This is a genomic window from Micromonospora sp. WMMD710 (assembly GCF_029626045.1).
Classification (GTDB): Bacteria; Actinomycetota; Actinomycetes; order Mycobacteriales; family Micromonosporaceae; genus Micromonospora.
In genome coordinates this window covers 4584562-4604755 of the sequence record NZ_JARUBD010000001.1, presented here as the reverse complement: position 1 = coordinate 4604755, position 20194 = coordinate 4584562, and the positions used below count along the sequence as shown (strand labels likewise).

Below are 20194 nucleotides of genomic sequence, written 5' to 3'. Positions count from 1 at the left end.
CATCGTGAACGACGACGACACCAGCCTCTGGCTGCTTACCGACCTGGCCCGCTGCACCACCTGCGAGCAGTACCTCCAGCCCTACGCCGCTGCCCCGCGTCGCCGGTTCTATGTCTGCTTCTGCCCTGGGGTCCTGTACGACGCGGCGCATCTGGAAGCACTCGTTGTCGGCTTCGCCGCCGCCTACGACCGGCGCACCGCGCCAACCCGGCCACTCATTACCTACCAGCGATGGCAGGAGTCCACCCGAGCCGACCTACGCCAACACCTGATCCGGCTTGTCGAGCAGGCACTCGTCCAGAGCCCTGAATCCGTCGAGCTGCGCTGGACCCACAACGGCACCAGCGTTCTCGCGAACCAGGGCTAAACCCAGGAGGAACCAATGACGTCCACCCACCAGCGCCACCAGATCTCCAGCAGCACGCCGCCCCGAGACCTGCCGAACGTGTTCGACCCGATCACGACACGCGAGTTCACCCGCATCGGGATCAAGGATGGGCAGCGCGTCCTCGATGTCGGCGCCGGACCCGGTTCGCTCACGCGTCACCTCGCCGGCCTGGTCGGATCGTCGGGTCGTGTCGTCGCCGTGGACAGCAACGCGAAACTGCTCGACCCCACCGCGATCGTCCACGTCTACGAACGCGACCTGCGCCACGGGCTGCAACTACCCGCCGAAGCCGCGCCGTTCGACCTGATCAATGCGCGCTGCGCCCTGGCGCCGCTTGCCAACCGAACCGATCTGCTCGACGAGATGATGCCCCTATTGAAGCCGGGCGGATGGCTCGTCCTCGGCGACATCGTCTACTCCCGCATGTGGGTGCACCGCGCGCCCTCCCCCGAAGACGCGGAACTACTCGCCACCGTTGTGCACCGCGTCCTCGACGTCCTCGCCAGCCAGGGCGTCGACCTGCACTGGGGCGACAGGGCAGCCTCCCTGCTGCTGCACGCCGGGATGAACCACGTACACGCCCGCACCACCGCCCGCACCTGGACCGGCGGCGGCCCCGGCTGCCAGCTCTACGCCGACAACGTCCACCAACTGGCCGACCAGCTGCTGGTCGACGGTGCGACGGAAGAGGACCTGGACCGCTTCGCCGAGCTGATGGCCGACCCGATGGTGGTGCTGCGCTCCTACCAGTTCACCTCCACCATCGCCCAAGCCCCCGCCCACTAGCGCGCCCGCGCCAGAACGAAACCTCAGCGCCCGGCCGCCACTGCAGGCACACCGACGTGAGTGGGCACCTGCCGGCGGCTCGCGCCTAGCCCCACAGTCCCCGCCAGCCCGTCGACTAACGCAAGGGAATAACCCGTGCACCTCACAATGCCCCGGGCACCGCAACCAGCGCGAGGGCTCTCCCAGACGCCCGCTCGCAGGGCAATCGACCACGCCGCCGAACGACAGACGCTCGGTGATCTCCATGACGCCTACCAGTGGGCGGTCTACGCCCACACGCTCGCTCACCGCAGCAATCATCCCGCGGAGCGCCTCGACGCGACGGCGATGATGGCACCCCTGGCCGCGCTGACCGGACACGCCGACCAGGCCGTCACCGCCTACCGCGACCTGGTCGACCTCGCCACCGCCGAACTCGGCGCTAGCCACGAGCGGACCCTGTACGCCCGCGCCGGCATGGCCGAGGCACACCACCGCGTCGGCCACTGTGAGAAAGCAATCCGAGACCTTGCCGATGTCTACATCGCTGCCGGACAACGGCACGGACCCGAAGCGGCGGTCAGCCTGAAAACGCTCACACAACTCGCGTGCCTCTACCGCGACTGCGGGTGGCACGACGTCGCCCACCGCTGCCTCGCCGCCGCCACGACCATCGCCGGCCGCTACCTGCGCAAAGGCGATCCCATTCGCGCCCGCGTCACGAACATCGCTCAGACGCCCGCCGGTGAAAACCACCGCGCCGTCTGCACCCAGGCAACGCCCTCATGGCCAGCACCGAGTGGCTTGTCAACCGCGAGAACCACCTGATCAGGGAAGGAACAGGCCATGCCGTCGCGGACCTCACCGGCTACCCCATGGACGCCGGCGTTCGTTGCCGACGCGGTCGCCGCGACGCTCAAGCGTGCCGCAGAGCACGACCTGCACCATGCGATCACCGAGGTGGCCCGCGAGCGCGGGTTGTCACAGGCCACGATCGACGAGTGGGTGGCCCGAGCCCGCGCGATGCCAGCCGCACCAATCCCACCGGGACTGGTGACCTGCCATGACTGCCACCACCCGATGATCCTGGTGCAGCTTCCCAAGTGCCCGCCGGTCTACCTATGCATGCCGGCCTGCGGCCGGACACCCGTGCCGGCGCAGTCGCTGCGCGACGCGGTCGCCCGGGCGGTGCTGCACCGCGCCCCGCACCTCGTGCCCAAGGACAAGATCGATGCCGCTGCCGCGTACGCCCCCGGCGGCATTCACCGGGTCGCAGTCGGTGCCTCGCCCAGCGATCTGCACTTCACGTGGCGGTCCAACCCGCGGCAGCTCGTCGGACCGCGGATGTCCCCGGCTCAACGGCTCAACTATGCCCGTGCTCGCGCCAATCATGGTGATCGTGCACGCGCCATCGAGGTTCTGCACACCGGCCTGCTGCACACCGACCCCACCGATGACAGCTCCGCCCTGGACGTCGCCACTGCCAACTCTGCCGCGTTACTCGCAGAACTCGCTCTCGCCGACGGCGACCCCAACGCCGCGTTGCCATGGGCCGGGTGGGCGCACCGATCCCTACGTCGTCTGCGCGGTGCCACGTCACCGGAGGCGACTGCCGCGCTTAAGGTCCTCGCCGCCGCGTACCGCCGTACTGGCAACCTCCCCGAAGCCGCCGACTGCTACCGCGATCTCATCCGCCACCACACCTCCGCCGACGGCCCCCGGGCATTGCCCACCCTCGCCGCCCAAGCGACTCTCGCGCTCGCCCTTTATCAAGACGGGCACTGCGCCCAAGCGCGCCAACTCCTCGCCCGGGCCGCCGCCGAGCACCGCGCCGCGCACCCAGGCCACCGCGACGGCCCGCGCCTGCGCCAAGAACTGAACCGCATGCGTGCCACCTGCGTCGACCAACGCCACGGCCACCCGGCCGGAATCGACGACCCGCCGCACGACATCGCGGCGGCACTCACCAAGGGGAGCTCAACACCTTGACTCACAGCACTAGCCACGCTGATCACAACAACGACACCGACGCGCCGATCGGCGGACAGCAGTGGCGCACAGCGGCACAAACAACACTCACGCGACTATTGACCGACCAACTAGACCGGGTCAACGTCAGCACCGGGCACCGAGTCTTGGACCTCACCGGCGCCGCCGACATCGCGCACGTGTCCCGGCTGGTCGGCCCGAGCGGACACCTCACCGCCGTCGACGCTCCAAGCGGGACGGATCTACCCGCTGATCCACGCAGCTTTGACATTGTGCTCGCCCACCGTCAGCCAGACCAACTCGACGCGATCGCACCGATGACCGCATTGCTCCGCTCCGAAGGCTGGCTCGTCCTCGCCGGCACCATCGTCGCCCCGCCGATCGTCTACAGCGCTGTCCCGGGTGGCACCACCGTCATCGACTTGGTTATCCGGGCGATCCACGCCCTCACTCCGTCTCCGGCGGCCTCTCCCTCGACCGACGCCACCATCGGGCTACTCGTCGCCCTGGGCATGGACCAGGTGTGCGCCACCACCCACACCGAGACCATCCGCGGCGGCGGTCCCGGATGCGCCCTCTACCGCCACGCCGCCCGGCACCTGCGGGATCAGCTCACCGGCACTGTCGGGTTTACCAAGGCCGAACTCGACCAATTCGAGAGACTCATGCAGGACCCGGGGGTCCTGCTACGCGTCGGCAGCAACGTCACCCTCCACGCCCGCATGACCACCTGATGCTGACTTCCCCGAAGCCGGCGACCACGCACGCCGGTCGGCATAACGCCGGGTGGCTCGCCGCGGCCACCATCGGCTTACCCGCCGACGTCTCCGACCAGCCGATTGAGGAGACGCCTATCGCGACCGACACATCGCCCAGTGACCGTGACCCTGTCCTGCGCGGCAGGCCAATCTGACCAGGCGGTGAGAAATTGCGCTCGGACGGTAGGTCGATGGCGGGCAAGCGGCGCCGCATCTACACGACGCTGCTCGAGGATCCCACACGGACATGGACGGTGCGTGAGCTGGCCGCCATGGTGGACACCCCTCCAGAGGGCACTTCAGAGGGCACCGTCCGCGACACCTTCAACGTGCTGCTCGCCGACGGACACCTGCGGCAGGTGCCACACCGGCGTTCCCTGACGGCCATGCTCACCGACCGCGGCCAACAGGAACTGACCAACCTGCTCCGCAATGCCACCTAGCGCCTACAGCCAACGGAAACACAACGAGCGGCGCACGCGCGCTTACGTCCCAACTGCCACCGACGACACCACAGCCGGGCCGTCTGAATGCCGAAGCCGGCCAGCGACAGCCTCTGACCACTTACCGATCCAGCGAGGAATCAGTACCACGATGCCCAAGCCCCGACGGACTGCCTTTGCCCACCTGCTGACTGCGAGCGCTCTCGGAGTCCTGCTTACTGCCTGCCAATCAAGCACCCCCGCCGGCCAAGGCCACCCGCAACCTGCGTCCGTAGCACCACGGCAGCAAAGCACCACGACGCCTCCAACGGCCGCCACCGATCCCGCCCTCACCCCGCACCAACGCCTGATGGCCCTCGCCGGGAACGTCGGCAGCACACCCGCCGACGCCGCCACCGGACTGCCCTATACCTACCTGCACACCCAGTCGTGGACCCGCGCCACCAACAAGATCACCCGCACCGACCTTAGGCGCTGGCGCCGCGACGCCGACGACTCCGGCCGCGAGGTGACCCGCCGGCTCCCCGACGTGCCTGGCCTCGCCCACCGCCCGACCCGGGCCGAGCACGGCCAATTCGCAACAGCCCAAAAGACGACCACCCCATACCTCGCGGGCGACCTGAAGCCGTACCTCACCGAACCGCTGCCCACCGACGCCACCGCGCTCGCCAGCGCGCTGGCCCCGCGCGAACTGGCCGGTAGGCCCGCCTACCCGCGAATGCTCGTCCACGGCGTCACCGGCCTCGCCATCCATCAATACCTCAACCAGGACCAGCGCCAGGCCACTCTGCGCGTCCTAGCCGCCGTACCGAACATCGCCTATCAAGGCGAGCAAACAGACCTCGCCGGACGGGCCGGCCTCGGCTTCACGGTGACCGCCGACGGCTCCACGACGCAGCTCATCATCAACCCCGGCACCGGTGAACTCCTCTCCGCGCGCGAACAAGTGTCCGGTACCCGGCCGGGCCTGTTCTCCTGCGTGCTGATCCTCGAGCGTGGCCACGCCACCAACGACACCGGAACACCTTCCACGCAACCCTGAGGTAGCCCGGCTAATGACGGGTCCCTGCCCACCCGAACAGCAACCGATACTTGAAGAGACCGTTGTCCGAAATCGGCCTGTTTCAGGCTCTGCTCTACCGGACCGCCGGGTGCGGCCTGACGACCGAGGCCCGGTGCCGTCCGTAGATCCAGTCAAGCGCTGCGGCTCGCGGCGGGCCAACGGCGTGCAGTGCGCGTCGATTGGACCCGACGCGACCCGCGCGTAGCAGCCGACTGCTGGCCAACATTGATCACGCACTCGGGTTGCCCGTCGAGGACCGGCAACACCTGCACGCGGTGCTGACACCGTGATTCCCAAACGAACCGCCGCATCGATGATGTCGGTTCTGGCCTGTCGGCATCGTGCTCAGGCGGTGCGTCTGTCAGGCTTGTCCGATGACCGATTGGCTGTCGTTCTCGCCTAAAGGAGAACGGGTGAGGTTGAGGCCACCGGGTTACGGCGATGAGCCAGCTTTGATCGAGATGGCTACCGACCCGCACGTTCGTTCATACATCGGCGGTCCGATCGATCCGACGGTCGCGGCAGCCAACGCGATGCAGAAAATCAGCGCCCAGGCGTGGGGCCAGTTCGTGATCGTCGGGCGCGTGAGCGGCGAGGTCGTTGGAAGCGGAAGCCTCGCGCGGAAGCGTGGCCCGTGGGAGGTGTCCTACCAGCTCCGGCGCGCGTACTGGGGGCACGGGCTGGCCGGCGAAGCGGTCGAGCTGATCCGCGTCTGGTTCTTCGAGAACCTCGATGAGAACCTGCTGATAGCTACGACTCAACGAGCGAACGATCGATCCAAGCGGTTGTTGTCGCGGGCGGGCGCGGTATTCGCCGGCACGTTCGAGCAGTACGGGTTGGTGCAGGAGCGGTTCGAGTTCCACCGTGGCGGGCACCCGCCACTGCGCCCTGACGCGTGAGGGCTTCCGCTCCTCATCGCCCCGTGCAGGTCGACGGCCGGGCAAGCAGACCGACCGCGGACCTGCCAAGCTAGGTGTCTTGCCGGGCCAACAGCTCGTTGCTGGTCTCGCTGTAGCTGGCAGTACCACGTCTGACATAGACGTGGACCAGTGGCGAGGCGCCACATCTTCCGTACACCGATTACGGGGTGCAGGGTTGCTGAGCCTCGTCCGATCGAACTCGTCGGCGTCCACCCGCGGGAGCGACGAGCGCGGCGGCGACGGCTTCCTGGATTCTGGCTATGAGTGATGACCGCCGGTCTCTAGGCCTGGACCGCGGGGTGCAGCTCGGACCGGCCCCGAGGACAAGGCCCGCCCACCCGTCGCTCCGCCGTGCTGCCCCCGCCGCTACGAGGGGCGGGACGCACCGCTGTTCAAGCACAACGCCTATGTTCGCCATCGATCGCCATCTCCCGAACCGGCTCACCAGCCGCGATCCTCTCGCAAAGCCGCAGCAGACCAGGATGCTGACGCAGGCGCACATACCCCTGTGGCGGATGGAAGCGACCGAGTTCGGCGCGCACTTCCGCCACGGAGAGGCCCGGATACTCACGGATCCGTCGAACCGGAATGGCGAAAGCCTGATCAAGATCTTTGACGTACTCGAGGACGGTTGAACCGTTGCCCTGGCGAACCCGCTCAGCGATCTCGGCGATGCGCTCGGGAGAATCCACGATCGCTGGCGCAAGGTCGATGACAGGCCCTAACCGACTCACGGGCGCGGTGAGGTAAACGAACCAACGTGTCGCTTGACCTCGGATGAACCTACGACGGAACTCGTGGTCCTTCGCATGCCGCCAAAAAAGTGCATAGTAATCCGGATTAAGGGCCATCAGGACGGGCTCAGGGCCGGCTAAAGGGTCACCCTCCCCGAAGAGAGACTCCTGCACCGAGGCGGCACGCCACGCGTTGGACATCAGGCATAGCTTTCCGACGACATGGCCAGCTCTAGGCTGGTCCAGCCGCCTGGATGCGGGCGGCGAACGGACGGATTCCGGGCAGCATTCCCCCTCGGTCGGCGGCAAGAAGGTCAGCGGTCAGATGCTGTACCCAAGGCCGGTACCGCACCTCTTGGGGGGCCGTCGCCTCGGCCTCCTGCAACGCCACCCACGCCTCCGCGACCCGGCCGCGACCCATCCATGCCAGCGCGACGTCTTCCCAGTAGCGGGCCCGACGCTCCGGCGTCGTGAACAGTTCGATCCGCACTCGGCGAGCGAGATCGACGGCTGCGCCGAAGTCGCCGAGCGCCCGTGCGATTCCCGACCGGTACAGCTCAAGATCGTTCGATCCAAATCCGGACGCCGTGCCGGAAGCCAACGCGTCTCCTGCCTCCGCAGCCAGTGTCCACGCATCGTCGCGTCGGTCTGCGCGAGCAGCGGTGTAGGCGGCCGTCGCCAGCATCGACGCGTACAGGGACAAATCCCTGCCGGCTTTCAAACGGGTGTGCTCCTGGAGGTGAGCCGCAGCCTGAACGACCATTCGCTGCGCCTCATCGTGGCGGCCTGATCGGCGCAACACCACGGCGGCCGTCCGGTATGTCTCCGCGAGTACGTGGAGGTCGTCGCACACCCGCGCCGCCTGCACCGCCCGGTCCGCCATCGACCACGCCACGCCAGGATCGTGCAACTTCACGCTGAGGCGCGTCGCCAGGCCATAAACCTCAGCGAGCACTGTCTGCACTGAGCCTGCCCGGTCGGTCGGTGCCGCGTCACGGGTCGCCTCGGCGGCGCGCAGTAGCTCCGGCAGTTGTCGTGCGAGTTGGCGATAGCGGACCGCGTGGAAGTTGGCTGACGCTTGCGACATCGCCGTTCGCAGGGCGTCGATGGTGACGGGTGCCGCGCCTGGGGCGGCGGGCTCAAACAGCAGCCGGTCATGACCAACGACGGCTGCCGATCCGATTGCCTGCGCTGGCGCGCCCAGCACGACACCGGCGAGCGTTCCAGTCACCAAGGTCCGTCGCCGCATGCCGCTGTCCTCTCCCTCTCACCGCTCAGGGCTAGCAGCCGCCCCGCGCGGGGGCGACCGCCTCGTCTAACGCGCCCAGCAGACACGGCGCTGGCCTCAGCTGCGCGTTCTCTAGGCGGGCTGGGGTAAGCCGTGCCGCAGTACACGGACTCCGCTAGTCGCCGCAGCCCTACCCTCTCACCTCGCGAAGCCTTCGGACCTCAGGCCCGGGGGTGTCGCCAGGTGTTGCCTCGGAATTGGCGGCAGGCCACTCGACGTTCGCGTCGTGCCACGGGCTCCGCCCCCAAGTCGACAGCCTCACAGCGGCCAGGGCGTGCACCAGTTGGCGATCGCGAGCGCTCCACCATCGGCTGGCGTATGGCCTTGGCTTCGATCCTCCTTTAAGGCCCAGCCGTAGTTTCCAGCCCGAGATCAGCGGCACCGCCGGTCAACCGGCTGCGGTACAAGCGACACCGACGCCCTGCCATCTGGCCCTGACCCGCGCTGCCGGCGATTTCGCAGAGGCTACGACTGGGCCTTCAATTCCTGCCGTCAGCGTCGGCCGGACATCGGCAGTGTGTGATGTGATGGCGTCAGTCAGTGAGTTGGCGTGCGGCACGGCGGCCTCTCGATCGGCGTCGTTACATGGACTGGTCCGGCAGAGATGCGCCTCCGGCCATCGCCGCGAGCGCGGTCGCGGTCCGGCGCGGTGAGGGCGACGCCGATCAGGACGATTGGAGCGACGCGTAGATGCGCTTCCCGCTGATCCGGGGATGCGGCAGGTCGCCGACGATCCGCGGCGTGTTGATCGCCTTAACGACCGGACGGTCGGCCGCCCGCGGTAGGGGCTGCGGGGCTTGCAGAAATCCGATGTGTAGATCAATGAGAGCGGTGACGAGCGCCTCTGCGGCAGTCCGCGCTGGCCGCGCGACCGGCTTCAAGTGCCTGTCTGTGGGCGCGCAGTGAAGCTGGTGGCGGGCGGCGTAGCCGGGTTAGTCCTTGTCGCCTCTGGCGAGGTGGCCCGTTCCGGGCTGAAAATCGTGTCGGTCGCTCGCTGACGTCGTCGCTCCTTGGTCCGTGTGAGGTCGTGGGTTAGTCGGACGCTGGTAGCCGCGTTATGGGCCCTTCACTGTTGCTGCGAGCACGCGAGTTAGATTCACCCGTTCTGTGGCTGCCGCGGGCGACCGCCCTGATATTCGCGCTGGTGGGGAGGGTTTCGGTTGCTGGAACAGGCCCAGGATGAAGAGCAGATCATCACGCGTGTGGCGGGGTTGGACATCGGCAAGGCGTCGTTGGTGTGCTGCGTGCGGGTTCCGGACGAGACGAAGCCCGGACGGCGGCTGCAGGAGGTGCGGACCTACCCGACGATGACCCGATCACTGATCGGGCTGGCCGAGCGCCTGGCCGCGCTGGGGGTGACCCGGGTGGTCATGGAGGCCACCAGTGACTACTGGAAACCGGTGTTCTACCTGTTGGAAGCGCACGGGTTCGAGGTGTGGCTGGTCAACGCCCGCGACGTCAAACACCTGCCGGGCCGGCCGAAGACCGACAAGCTGGACGCGGTGTGGTTGTGCAAGGTCGCTGAACGGCAGATGATCCGGCCGAGTTTCGTGCCACCGGCGCCGATCCGGATGCTGCGGGACCTGACCCGCTACCGGGTCGATCTAATCGCTGAGGCGGGGGCGGAACGCAACCGGGCGGAGAAGTTGCTCGAAGACGCGCAGATCAAACTGTCGGTCGTGGTCAGCGACCTGTTCGGCACGTCGGGGCGGGCCATGATGGCGGCGTTGATTGCCGGGCAGCGTGACCCACACACCCTGGCTGAGTTGGCCCGCTCCAGCCTGCGCCGCAAGATCCCCGCCCTGCAGGAAGCTCTCACCGGTCATTTCACCGACCATCACGCGTTTCTGCTGGGCAAGATGATCGCCCGGGTCGAGCAGGTCGAGGCCGACATCCGCGAGGTCGACGCCCGGATCGAGGCGCAACTGGCCCCTTTCGCCCCGGCGGCGGCCCGGCTGCTTGAGATCCCCGGGGTCGGCCCGGCCGCCGCTGCCGCGATCATCGCCGAGATCGGCGTGGACATGACCCGTTTCCCGACCCCGGCCCACCTCGCCGGCTGGGCCAAGTTCGCGCCCGGTGTCAAGGAATCAGCCGGCCGCCGCAAAGGCACCGGATCGACCGGGCACGGCAACCGCTACCTCGCCCGCGTTCTCGGGCAGATCGCGGTCTCCGCCGCCCGCACCAGCACGTTCCTCGGCGAACGCTACCGGCGCATCGCGCGAAGACGCGGCGCCAAACGCGCCATCGTCGCGGTCGGCCGCTCAGTCCTGACGATCATCTGGCACCTGCTGTCCGACCCCACAGCCGACTTCCGTGATCTCGGCGCCGACTTCTACCTCAGCCGCACCGACACCGAACGCCGCAAACGCAACCACATCCACCAACTCGAAGCCCTCGGCTACCGCGTCACCCTCGACCTCGCCGCCTAACGCACCACGCAACGACACCCATCCCGCGCCGCTTCGCGACGCGGGATGCTGCCGCACGTCAAGTCACGGTCGATTTTCGAGTTAGTGCGGCCGGTGGGGCGGTTAGGTTGTCATCGCCAGGACGTGGTGGGTCATCTCAGTCCAAGCGACGCCGAGCGCGTTGGGATGGTCGTCGAAGCAGAGCGCGAGACAATGTCCGCCAGAGCCGTCGATGAAGGCGTAGGTGACCGTTGGTTGGCGCGCCGCCGCTTGATGGGTCTCTATGACGAGGCTCCACCGGTCGCCGTGGAGTACGACCGCAGCGGGTTCGCCGCGCAGGTTCCGGCCTACACGTATAGCAGCGGGCGTCGGTGCGGCGACGAGTTGTAAGGCCTCGTCGATGATCGTGGCTATCCGGGGGATTTCGTCGACCGGAGCGGTCAGGGCCAGAACTGGGAAAAGACTCGGCCGGCCGGTCTGGGCGGCAACGGTCAGCCCGGTGGCGAGTAGGTCCGCTACCCGCCGTCGGTGTCGTTGGGTGACCGTGAGGGTGGGGAGGTTGATCGCCGCCGGTCGTACGGTGACGACCGGCCAGATGAGGTTGTCCCGTTGGCGCGGCTTGCGCCCCGCCCGCCGCGCCGATGGTCCGGTCCTGGGCGGCAGGTCGTCGGGGTGGTCGGTCTCAGGCATTTCTCGTCCTTCGCGAGCATCCTGATGTCGGGTCCGGCTCCACAGCCGATGTCCATGCGAAGTCGGCCGTTACGTAGGCGCCCCTGTTGGCGGCTTCGAGGTCGGGCTCTGTGCGTGTCCGGTGCTGTAGCCGCTGCAAGCCGCGTAGGTGCTTAGCACCCACAGGCCGCGCGGCGAGAACACGCCGCGCTAGCCGCCGACGAGTGGAACCGGCAGAGATCAAGGGTGACAGCGGACATCCCTTCGGTAGTGGGGTGGGTTGTGTTTGCAGCAGCGGGTGGGCGCCCGACGTAACTTGATGGGCGCCCACCCTGGGGGCTGGCTTCGGTGTCGAGGTGACGAGGGGCGGGCGTCAGCGCGGCGGTTGCCAGCGGAGGCGGGCGATGTGGTCGACGCCGTGGTCGCTGCGGGGTCGGGCAGCGCGGGACCAGCCGGGCGTGGGCGGCCGGGCGGCGACGACGCGCCACCCGGCCGCCCGCAGGCTGGCCCCGGACTCGCCCTGTTGGGTGTAGGTGACCAACCGTCGGTAGCCGAGCGCTTTCGCGGCTCGCCAGGCGGCGCCGTAGAGCATGCTGCAGCCATTCGGAGCGGTGTCGGCGACGGCGACGCGGGTGACTTCGAGAGTCTGGCCGTCGTCGAGCATCCGCGCGACGGGCCGGCCGACCACCGCCACCCCGACGAGAACGTCGTCCTGGGCGATGCCGAGGGAGAACTTGTGTCCTCGGGGCGGGCGGTGGTGGCGATGCCAGTCGGTGATGAACGCGCCGGCCTGAGCGAAGGTGACCGGCACGAGGCGCAGGCTCATGTCGTGTCCTGCGCCAGGTGTGGACGTAATCGGGTGATGGCCTCCTGGTGGAACTGCTCGGCGATGTCGATGCCGAGGTAGCGCCGACCGAGGTGCATCGCGGCAAGGCCGGTGGTGCTGGCGCCGGAGAACGGGTCGAGGACCACGCCGCCGGCTGGGCAGCCGGCGGCGATCGCCCGTAATGGCAGGTCGACGGGGAACGGCGCGACGTGGGAGCCCCGGTAGGGGCGGGTGGCGATGCGCCACACGTCACCGGGGTTGCGGCCCCGGACGTGTGCGGCGGTGTGGGCATGCCCGAGCGGTTTGAGGTTGCCCGCCGAGGCGCGTGGCTCGGCGGTGTCGGTGGCGGCGTACTTGCTGCCGTAGGCGGTGGCGCCTCGGCGGCGGGCGGTCGCTCCGATCCCGCCGGTGGCGCCCTTGCGGGCGCCGCCGATGACTCGGCTGCCGTCGGCCGCCGCTGGGTGCGCCAGCGGTATCCGGATGGGGTCGAGGTCGAAAAAGTAGGTGGGTGATGGGGTGAGCAGGAACAGCAGTTCGTAGGTGGTGGAGAGGCGGTCGCGGACAGACTCGGGCATCGGGTTGGTCTTGGACCAGATGATCGCGTTGCGCAGCCACCAGCCGTCGGCCTGCAGCGCGAACGCGACCCGCCAGGGCACACCGATGAGGTTCTTCGCCGCAAGGGTGTCCTGCGCGCGGGGGCCCGCCGGCCGTCGGCCTCCTGGCTGTGGCCGGCCTGCTTGGGGTGCGCCGCCGGAGGCGCTGCTGTAGCTGTCGCCGAGGTTGAGCCAGCAGGTGCCTGTGGGTGTGAGCACCCTGCGCACCTGGCGGAATACGTCGACCAGCCGGTCGATGTATTTGTCGAGGGTGGGTTCGAGTCCGTACTGCGGATCGGACCATCGGGCGGGGCATCGCCGGCAGGTGGCGCCGTCGACCCGCCGGCTTGCGGCGTGCGGGCAGTCGGGGTTGCCGCCGCTCCACCGGCCGGTGCCGTAGTCGCGCAGCCCCCAGAACGGGGGTGAGGTGACGACGCAGTCGACGGACGCCTCGGACATGGCGGTCAGCACCTGCCGCGTGTCGCCGAGGTAGAGGGTGACCGGCCCCTCCTGGTGGTACTGGTATTCAGCCAGACCCCCCGGGCGGTGATCTTCGGTCATGACGGCGCCTGCCAGCGGTGCGGGCACAGCAGCAGCCTCAGGGCGGCTGCTGCCTGCTGAGGGACGACGCCGTTACCCAAGACCCGCAGCGCGAGGGTGCGCGGCAAGCCCAGCGCGGGGTCGGTTACGTGGCCCTGGTTGAGGCCCATCAGCCATTCCACGAACGGTGGGGCGAGCACAGGCTTGCCGTGCTGCCCGGCCTGGGTCGGTTCCGGTGCGCCTCGGCCGAGCAGCAGCTCCCACCGGGCGACGGCGGCGGCGTAACCGCCCCACCGGTGCTCGTCGAGGTCGCCGAGGCCGGCAACGGTGGTGCGCAGGTCCGCCCCGCCGTCGCCGTGGCGTCCCGGGCCGCGCCCGTCGGACGCGCGGGGTGTGGGCAGGGTGCGGTTGGGTACCCGCACCGCCGCCGACGGCAGGGTGAGATCGCCGTGCGAGCCGCGCTGCCCTGGGCAACCTTTCGCTCCGTCGGTGGCCCTGGGGGTGGGTAGCAGCACCTGCGACAGCGGGGGCCGGAACCCGGCCCCCGCTTTACGTCCGGGGGTGCCGGTGTCGCTGGCCCTCGGGGTGGGCAGCAGCCGGGTGGCGTCGGTCAGCGTCCGGCCCTGGTGATCGATAGGCGTGACGCGGCCGGCGGTGACGTTGGCCGAGGATCGGCTGTCCGCCACCGTCGGCGTCGGCATGAGCTGCCCGGCGACGCCAGCCAGGCTCGGCCGGCGGGTCGCCCCGGCGGACGGGGACTTGTTCGACCCGTATGCCACCGCGGTGGGGGTGGGCAGCAGGCCGTGGGTGGAGCCGGACGGTTCGATCAGGTCGGGTAGCCCGTACTGGTGCCCGGGGCCCTTTCCGTCACGGGCGCACGGTGTCGGCAACGTCCGCACCCCCTCGGTGAGGTTCTGCGGGTGTGGCCAGCAGGAACAGTCGGTCGCGGCGGTGCGCGGCGCCGATGTCGGATGCGCGTAGGCACGTCCAGCTCGTGTCGTACCCGAGCGTGGCCAGGTCGGCTTCGACGACGTCGAAGCCGCGGCGAAGGAGCGCGGCGACGTTCTCCACGAAAACGAGCGGCGGTCGAAGGTGGCGAACGGCGTCGGCGACAGCGCTCCACAGACTGGAGTGCGCACCGGTGATGCCGGCTCGCTTGCCAGCGTTGGAGATGTCCTGGCAGGGGAATCCGGCGGTGAGGATGTCGACGGGCGCGACGGTGCTCCAGTCGACGGCACGGATGTCGCCGAGGTTCGTGACGCCGGGCCAGTGGTGGGCGCAGACGGTGGCGGCGTGTCGGTCGGTCTCGGCGTACCAGGTGAGCTGGCCGCCGAGCACCAGCTCGACGGCCATGTCGAGGCCGCCGTAGCCGGTGCACAGCGATCCGATGCGGGGTGGGAGGTGCCGGTCAATCGCGCACCTCCTGCCCCGGCGCGACCGATGAGTCGGGCGTTGGCTCGGTGGCCGTGTCTGGGTGGGGGCAGGTCCACGGCCCGCACCCCGGCACATCCGTCTGCGCCTCAGTCCTGGGGCGGAGGGTGACCTGGTCGAGGGGGACGCGCTGGCGGTGCAGAAAGAACTGCCCCCGCAAAGGCTGCCCGGCGGCGTTGGCTCGCGCCGACCCGTGGCGGATCGCCGCGTCGAACGCCACCGCGTCGACCCATCCGGTGGGGTCGTCGCGGCGCAACCGCTCCCATTCCGCGTCGGTGCGGAACGGGCACCCCACGCACGCGCTGCGCGGGGTGTCTGCCCACCCGTGCGCGGCGAGGTAGGCGAGGCAGTCCTTGCGCCGCCAGCCGAGATCGAGCAGCGGGAAGACGTTGCGCATGTAGGCGACGTCGGCGTCACGGGCACGGCCGATCTCGTCCAGGCTGATGCCGATCGCCATCTCGGCGATCACACCAGCGGGGACCCGCGCGGGGTACGGGTAGCCGAGGCGACGCCGCACCTCCACCTTGATCGGTTTGATCTTGTACTCGCCCGTGCACTGGCGGCGCGCCATACCCCGCTCGCCGTTGGGTCCCAAGGTGAACAGAGGCATTGAGGCGAAGCGGTGGTCCGGATCGAGGGCGTCGCGGCGGATGTCACCCGCCGCGACCCGGACAACCGGAATCCCCGATCGGGTGGCCAGCTGCTCCAGTCGGCGCAAATGTGCGTAGACCGCGGCCGGTTCCCAGCCGGTGTTCGCGAAAATCGCCGCGTCGAAGGCAGGGATCTCACCGCGTGCGGCCAACAGCAGGACCGTGGAGCTCTGTACTCCGGCGCCGAGGCTCAGGTATCGGTGGGTGGGTGCGTTCACGCGATCACCCCGCCCTCGGGGGTGTTCAGGATCGGTGAACCCGGGTCGCCGCCCGGCCGGCGGAAGATCAACACGTCCTCATGCGTGATCAGGTGCAGCGGGGTGCCACCGGCGCGGGCCTTGCGCACGGCCTGGAGTTGGAAGAACGATGGCCGGGCGACGAGCTGCCCGTCGCGTACCGCCGCGAGCAGCGCGACGCACCGTTCGGTGGGCACCAGGCCGGCGCGGACGCCGGCGGCGATCACGGCGCTGGGCAGGTCGACCAGCTGCCGGTGCTTGCGCCACGGTCGGGCGGTGACCACGACGGTGCCGCCTGGTCGCAGCAGGCCCGCGCAGCCGCGCAGGATCTGCTCGAACCCGTCGGCGAGGCCGGTGAGGTCACGGTAGGCGAGATTCCCGCGGTCGCCGTCGTTGTAGGCGTTGTCGAACTTCGCCACCCCGTCCTCGCCGGGGCGGACCAGACCGTGCACGGTCGGCCCGTACGGCGGCGAGGTGACCACGAGAGCGACCTGTCCCGCCAAAGCGGCGGGCAGGAGGGCGGACAGGCGGGTGGCGTCGCCGCGCACCACCGACGCCCGGCCGGTCGCGCCATGGTGGTGGGCGTGGGAGATGTTGGCGTCGGCGATGTTGGACCAGCGCGGTTCGTACTCCACGCCGATGGCGTCGCGGCCGAAGTGGATGGCCTCGACGAGGGTGGTGCCGATCCCGCACATCGGGTCGAGGACCAGGTCCCCAGGCTGGGTGTAGGCATGTACGGCGTGGGCGGCGATCGCCGGGAGCATTCGGGCCGGGTGCTTGACCGACTCGGGCACGTACCGGCCGCGGCGCTGCACCGGTCCGGTCCGCTGGGCGGTCGCCCACACCGACAGCCCTTCCGGCTGCGCAGGGTGGCGCTGAGCGCTGTCGCCCAGTGTCGAGTCCCGGGTCGGCTCCTGCGACTCGGCGGGAGAAGCGGTGTGGTCAGCCACGGCTCTCACCGCCGCCGTGGCGCTGCTCGCGCGCCTTGTTCGCGGGCGAGAACACCAGCAAGTCCGCATGAACCCGCACGTGCGCCACCCACTGCGGATGGGTCAGGGTGAGCAGTTCCTCGTCGGTGACGTGGTAGACGAACGCGTCGCCGTCGGTGTCGGCACCGACGGCGACGATGTGCTGCAGATAGCCCAGGCCCACCTGCGCGGCGGCGGTGGCCACCGGGGTGAAGTCCTCCGGGCCGCCGGCTACGGCGGTGGGGACGGTGACGACCAGGACGAGGCAGCCGCCGGGGCGCAGCAGCCGGGCGCACGCGCTCAGCAGCCACGCCAGCCGGACCCGGTTGGTGGTGCCGTCGGGATCCAGCGGCCAGCAGGCCACGACCAGGCTTGTCGCCTCGCCGAGGGAGGTGAGACCGTCTGCTGCGGTGGTGCGATCGGTGGGCGGTTGCCCGTCGGTGAGGTCGTCGCCGAACCAGACGGTCATGTCCGGAAGGCCATCGCCATCGCCGTCGTCGTCGAGGGCGGCGGGATCGGGTCGCGCCGGCGGGGTGGCTGGTCCGATGATCAGGCTAGACGAGTCGGTGAACCAGCCCGGGTGGTGCCGCCGGCCGCCCGCGGCGCACACGGCGCTCAGGGCGTGATCGGCGGTGAGGTCGACCACGACCTCACCGGGGCGGGTGTAGGCGGCGACCAGCCGGTAGGCCAGGCGGGCGCCGAGGCTACGCCCGGCGTCGGCCGGGTCGTGGGCGGTGCGCCACACGGTGACAGGCACCGGCGGGTCGCCGGCGACCACGTCGATCAGGGTCGGGTCGACCACGCGCGGGTCGACGGGGTGGATAGGGTGCTGGTGGTGCTGCGACGTGTGCTCGCTCATGTGGTGTCGGCTCCACGCCGCGCATGCAGTGCGCTGACACTTGTAAACCCGCGCCTGTGTGCTCTGGCGAACGCCTGTCAAACTCACAGCCGCTCACAACACGACCGCGACCGTGCTGCGCGCCGCCGGCCGATACCTCACCGACCACCGCACAGAAGCCCCCAATGAACGGTTGACTCGGCAGCGAGGCACACGACAGCACAGCAGCACCGCGTCGCGCCTGACCATCGACTGCCGGCGATGACGTGAGCCGATGACAAACTGTCCGCAGCGCCCTGATGCGAACCGTGGTGACAGCCCGAAAGCCGGCCTTGTCTTGTCCCGGCAAAGTGGCCGGGGCCGACGCGCCGCAGCGTCACAGGCGGCTTCATCGCCGGCCGGCGACGGCGTGGGCGCGACCACGTCCGGCGCCGTGCCGTTGCCTGCCGTGCGCACGTGTGACCGATGTCAACGTCCTGCTCACAAGGAGCTACGGACAATATGTCAACGACAAAGCTCTATGCCAGGATGACCGCCTGCCATGGGACGGTGTCGTCGCCGACAGTCGCGGCGCCGCCGCGGCAACCTTTTGGTCGTAGGCGTTGTCAATCTGTCCAGGGGCATCGAAAGCGATCGTTGACATTGTCACTGTGGCAGAGGGGCGCCGGCCGCGGCGGCGGCGCCCGCAAGATGGCCTTGATGACACGCCCAGCGCGCGGTCGTCATGTCACCTCGGCCACAGCCGCGTGCTTGCCGGACAGGATTGCGGGGACCCGCCCCGACGTCGTTCGGGCGACACCCGAACGTGTCGATGACTCCGTCGTCGTACACACGTCCCGGGAGGCCACTGTGAGCGGCTGTGAGCGGCACGACGGGCCACTGTGAGCGGCTGTGAGCGGCACGACGGGCCACTGTGAGCGGCTGTGAGCGGCATGACGGGCCGCTGTGAGAAGCGCCGTGAAACCGGGCCGGCGTGGGTTGGATTGTCGCTCACAGCCCTGGTCAGCGGCTCGCGCGACAACGAGCGCCACTGCCGAAGGCGGTGCCGAGGCGCAGCCCACCCGCGCCGTGGTGAGGGCACCTCTGACAGCGGCATAAGCGCGCTGACCTGCGCTGTGAGCGTCTGTGAGCCACGCATGGCGTAATCGGTTGCTCAGACGCCGCCCCGATCAGCGGCGACACCGAGATCGACTCCGAGGAGTGGCAATCATGAGCACGACTTCCCCGCAGTGGCCGCAGTCCCCGCTGGACGCCGCCGAGGTGGCGTTCACAGCGTTGACCTGCGACCCCGAGCCCTTGTCGATCGACCTCGACCAGCTCGGCCCGGACGTCGGCCTACCGGCGGGTGTCATGACGGTGCTGGCGGTGCGCGACTGGCTGCTGGCGCATCGCACGTCCTTCGAGGCGCGCGACGCGGTGTGGGCCGAGATGATCCGCCGGGCCCGCCTGGACGGGCCGCAGTGGGTCATCGGCGCGGTCGGCATGGCCCTGCCAGCGCTGCGCCGCTACACCCGGCAGTTGTGCACGGGCTACCCCGGCGACCCCGACGACATCGAGGCGGAGGTCCTCTCCGGGTTCCTGGTAGCGCTGCGCGATCACGTGGATCTCGCCCGGCCCGCCCCGTATGCCGGGTTGTGCCGCGCCGGCTGGCGCGCCGGGTTCAAGCTGCGCCAGCAGGCGGCGGAGGTCATCCCGGTCGAGGACGTCGAGCACGTCATCGGCCCGCGCACCCCGCAGATACCCTACGGTCATCCCGACGTGCTGATCAACCGCGCCGTACGGCTCGGCATCCTCGACGCCGACGACGAGCAGTCCTACATTGACGTGCGGCTCGGCCGGCGGGCGATCGAACCGATCGCCGCGCTGCGGGGCCTGAGCACCGATGCCCTACGGATGCGCCTGGGGCGCATCGACACCCGCATCGCCGAAGCCCTCGCCTCGGGCCTACTCACCGGGACGGCATCCCCACAGGCCGCCAAGGCCCTCGCCGCACAGGCTGAACGACGCAGCAACCTGCGTGCTGCCAGCCGCCGCCCTGCCCGTCAGGACACGAGCCAGGCGGCAGCCGCCGCCTGAGACCCGCCCCGCACGCGTTCTCGCGGCGCCCCACCGGATCCCCGGTGCGGGCGCCGCGGCCATGTCCACGCTGCGCCGACGGCATCTCCCGGGCTGGGCTTAAGAACCTGTCGCGGGAACGCCTCCACCCAATGAAGCGCCGGGGAAGAAGCACCGGCGCCCAGATCATCTCGACTCAGAGAACCGGCCTTCCGAGCGGAAACCGACAAAGTGCAGGTCAGGCGCGAGAAGACCTGCTGTGTGTGAGCGGCTGTGAGTCCCTGTGAGTCGCTGTGAGAACGACAGGCGTTCGCCAGAGCACACAGGCGGCGGTTTACAAGTGCGAGACCACTTCACCCGCCATCAAGTGGGCGTGACGGTCCCGCCCGCCGCCAGAGGGCCGGGCCCACACCGGGCCGCCCCACGCACCGGACGTCTCCGGGTGCCGCGCAATTTGGTGCGCTGACACCACACCGAACAGATCGCTACCCGACAAGGGAGGACGTGCTCCTCCCGGGGACGGTCGTGCTTCGAGGCGCTGTCCGCGCCCGCGCCCCTCTGGCGGCGGTCCACCCACCCGGACCGCCGACAACCGCCCCGCCCTCACCCGGCCGGGGCCGGAGGTGAACGCT

General features: G+C 69.6%; 20 protein-coding genes. 10 read left to right on the top strand and 10 right to left on the bottom strand.

The window, feature by feature from the left end:
- Positions 1 to 4: 4 nt before the first annotated feature.
- The 8 genes from O7620_RS21200 (at position 5) to O7620_RS21165 (ending at position 6305) form a co-directional block, all read left to right on the top strand.
- Complete coding sequence (locus tag O7620_RS21200; RefSeq protein ID WP_278124646.1) at positions 5 to 367, top strand: hypothetical protein; 363 nt, start codon at positions 5 to 7, stop codon at positions 365 to 367.
- 15 nt (positions 368 to 382) lie between these two features.
- Complete coding sequence (locus tag O7620_RS21195) at positions 383 to 1174, top strand: methyltransferase domain-containing protein (protein WP_278124645.1); 792 nt, start codon at positions 383 to 385, stop codon at positions 1172 to 1174.
- A gap of 135 nt (positions 1175 to 1309) precedes the next feature.
- Positions 1310 to 1981 (top strand): hypothetical protein, encoded by a 672-nt coding sequence (locus tag O7620_RS21190; RefSeq protein WP_278124644.1) that lies wholly within the window; start codon positions 1310 to 1312, stop codon positions 1979 to 1981.
- 18 nt (positions 1982 to 1999) lie between these two features.
- Positions 2000 to 3142, top strand: coding sequence for a tetratricopeptide repeat protein (locus O7620_RS21185; protein WP_278124643.1), 1143 nt, complete (start codon positions 2000 to 2002; stop codon positions 3140 to 3142).
- Positions 3143 to 3459: 317 nt separating this feature from the next.
- The gene (locus O7620_RS21180) at positions 3460 to 3876 is read left to right on the top strand and encodes a hypothetical protein (protein ID WP_278124641.1); all 417 of its coding nucleotides are present in this window, start codon (positions 3460 to 3462) and stop codon (positions 3874 to 3876) included.
- A 215-nt stretch (positions 3877 to 4091) separates the two neighbouring features.
- Positions 4092 to 4343 (top strand): hypothetical protein, encoded by a 252-nt coding sequence (locus O7620_RS21175; protein ID WP_278124640.1) that lies wholly within the window; start codon positions 4092 to 4094, stop codon positions 4341 to 4343.
- 349 nt (positions 4344 to 4692) lie between these two features.
- A complete protein-coding gene (locus O7620_RS21170; protein WP_278124639.1) occupies positions 4693 to 5385 on the top strand; it encodes a hypothetical protein in 693 nt (230 codons plus the stop codon).
- Between the two features lie 395 nt (positions 5386 to 5780).
- Positions 5781 to 6305, top strand: coding sequence for a GNAT family N-acetyltransferase (locus O7620_RS21165; protein WP_278124637.1), 525 nt, complete (start codon positions 5781 to 5783; stop codon positions 6303 to 6305).
- A 413-nt stretch (positions 6306 to 6718) separates the two neighbouring features.
- Here the strand turns inward: O7620_RS21165 and O7620_RS21160 are convergent, their stop codons facing one another.
- Complete coding sequence (locus O7620_RS21160) at positions 6719 to 7261, bottom strand: hypothetical protein (RefSeq protein WP_278124636.1); 543 nt, start codon at positions 7259 to 7261, stop codon at positions 6719 to 6721.
- A 31-nt stretch (positions 7262 to 7292) separates the two neighbouring features.
- Positions 7293 to 8309 carry a hypothetical protein gene (locus O7620_RS21155; protein WP_278124635.1) on the bottom strand — a complete coding sequence of 339 codons (1017 nt, stop codon included), beginning with the start codon at positions 8307 to 8309 and terminating at the stop codon, positions 7293 to 7295.
- Positions 8310 to 9550: 1241 nt separating this feature from the next.
- Here O7620_RS21155 and O7620_RS21150 point away from each other — a divergent pair.
- On the top strand, positions 9551 to 10777 hold the full coding sequence (locus O7620_RS21150; protein WP_278124633.1) for an IS110 family transposase: 1227 nt from the start codon (positions 9551 to 9553) through the stop codon (positions 10775 to 10777).
- A 102-nt stretch (positions 10778 to 10879) separates the two neighbouring features.
- On the opposite strand, the gene O7620_RS21145 is transcribed toward O7620_RS21150, so the two are convergent.
- The 8 genes from O7620_RS21145 to O7620_RS21110 form a co-directional block, all read right to left on the bottom strand.
- Positions 10880 to 11446 (bottom strand): hypothetical protein, encoded by a 567-nt coding sequence (locus tag O7620_RS21145; RefSeq protein ID WP_278124631.1) that lies wholly within the window; start codon positions 11444 to 11446, stop codon positions 10880 to 10882.
- 352 nt (positions 11447 to 11798) lie between these two features.
- Positions 11799 to 12251: an XF1762 family protein gene (locus O7620_RS21140; RefSeq protein WP_278124629.1), complete on the bottom strand. Its 453-nt coding sequence runs from the start codon at positions 12249 to 12251 to the stop codon at positions 11799 to 11801.
- On the bottom strand, positions 12248 to 13405 hold the full coding sequence (locus tag O7620_RS21135; RefSeq protein ID WP_278124628.1) for a site-specific DNA-methyltransferase: 1158 nt from the start codon (positions 13403 to 13405) through the stop codon (positions 12248 to 12250). Before O7620_RS21135 ends, O7620_RS21140 begins: the two co-directional genes overlap by 4 nt.
- On the bottom strand, positions 13402 to 14283 hold the full coding sequence (locus O7620_RS21130) for a hypothetical protein (protein WP_278124627.1): 882 nt from the start codon (positions 14281 to 14283) through the stop codon (positions 13402 to 13404). Before O7620_RS21130 ends, O7620_RS21135 begins: the two co-directional genes overlap by 4 nt.
- Positions 14252 to 14764: a DNA cytosine methyltransferase gene (locus tag O7620_RS21125; protein WP_278127096.1), complete on the bottom strand. Its 513-nt coding sequence runs from the start codon at positions 14762 to 14764 to the stop codon at positions 14252 to 14254. Before O7620_RS21125 ends, O7620_RS21130 begins: the two co-directional genes overlap by 32 nt.
- A gap of 28 nt (positions 14765 to 14792) precedes the next feature.
- Positions 14793 to 15683, bottom strand: a complete 891-nt coding sequence (locus O7620_RS21120) for a hypothetical protein (protein ID WP_278124626.1) — start codon at positions 15681 to 15683, stop codon at positions 14793 to 14795.
- Positions 15680 to 16594, bottom strand: coding sequence for a DNA methyltransferase (locus tag O7620_RS21115; protein WP_278127095.1), 915 nt, complete (start codon positions 16592 to 16594; stop codon positions 15680 to 15682). The genes O7620_RS21120 and O7620_RS21115 overlap by 4 nt, the downstream gene beginning before the upstream one ends.
- Positions 16595 to 16643: 49 nt before the next feature.
- Positions 16644 to 17528: a hypothetical protein gene (locus tag O7620_RS21110; protein ID WP_278124625.1), complete on the bottom strand. Its 885-nt coding sequence runs from the start codon at positions 17526 to 17528 to the stop codon at positions 16644 to 16646.
- Between the two features lie 1188 nt (positions 17529 to 18716).
- Between O7620_RS21110 and O7620_RS21105 the strand changes: the two genes are divergently transcribed.
- Positions 18717 to 19583 (top strand): hypothetical protein, encoded by an 867-nt coding sequence (locus O7620_RS21105; protein WP_278124623.1) that lies wholly within the window; start codon positions 18717 to 18719, stop codon positions 19581 to 19583.
- The last annotated feature ends 611 nt before the right edge of the window (positions 19584 to 20194 follow it).

Coding starts and splice junctions, on each gene's coding strand:
- O7620_RS21195 (WP_278124645.1), top strand. CDS start 383: ATGACGTCCACCCACCAGCGCCACCAGATCTCCAGCAGCACGCCGCCC.
- O7620_RS21185 (WP_278124643.1), top strand. CDS start 2,000: ATGCCGTCGCGGACCTCACCGGCTACCCCATGGACGCCGGCGTTCGTT.
- O7620_RS21180 (WP_278124641.1), top strand. CDS start 3,460: ATGACCGCATTGCTCCGCTCCGAAGGCTGGCTCGTCCTCGCCGGCACC.
- O7620_RS21175 (WP_278124640.1), top strand. CDS start 4,092: ATGGCGGGCAAGCGGCGCCGCATCTACACGACGCTGCTCGAGGATCCC.
- O7620_RS21170 (WP_278124639.1), top strand. CDS start 4,693: ATGGCCCTCGCCGGGAACGTCGGCAGCACACCCGCCGACGCCGCCACC.
- O7620_RS21165 (WP_278124637.1), top strand. CDS start 5,781: ATGACCGATTGGCTGTCGTTCTCGCCTAAAGGAGAACGGGTGAGGTTG.
- O7620_RS21160 (WP_278124636.1), bottom strand. CDS start 7,261: ATGTCCAACGCGTGGCGTGCCGCCTCGGTGCAGGAGTCTCTCTTCGGG.
- O7620_RS21155 (WP_278124635.1), bottom strand. CDS start 8,309: ATGCGGCGACGGACCTTGGTGACTGGAACGCTCGCCGGTGTCGTGCTG.
- O7620_RS21145 (WP_278124631.1), bottom strand. CDS start 11,446: ATGCCTGAGACCGACCACCCCGACGACCTGCCGCCCAGGACCGGACCA.
- O7620_RS21140 (WP_278124629.1), bottom strand. CDS start 12,251: ATGAGCCTGCGCCTCGTGCCGGTCACCTTCGCTCAGGCCGGCGCGTTC.
- O7620_RS21135 (WP_278124628.1), bottom strand. CDS start 13,405: ATGACCGAAGATCACCGCCCGGGGGGTCTGGCTGAATACCAGTACCAC.
- O7620_RS21110 (WP_278124625.1), bottom strand. CDS start 17,528: ATGAGCGAGCACACGTCGCAGCACCACCAGCACCCTATCCACCCCGTC.
- O7620_RS21105 (WP_278124623.1), top strand. CDS start 18,717: ATGAGCACGACTTCCCCGCAGTGGCCGCAGTCCCCGCTGGACGCCGCC.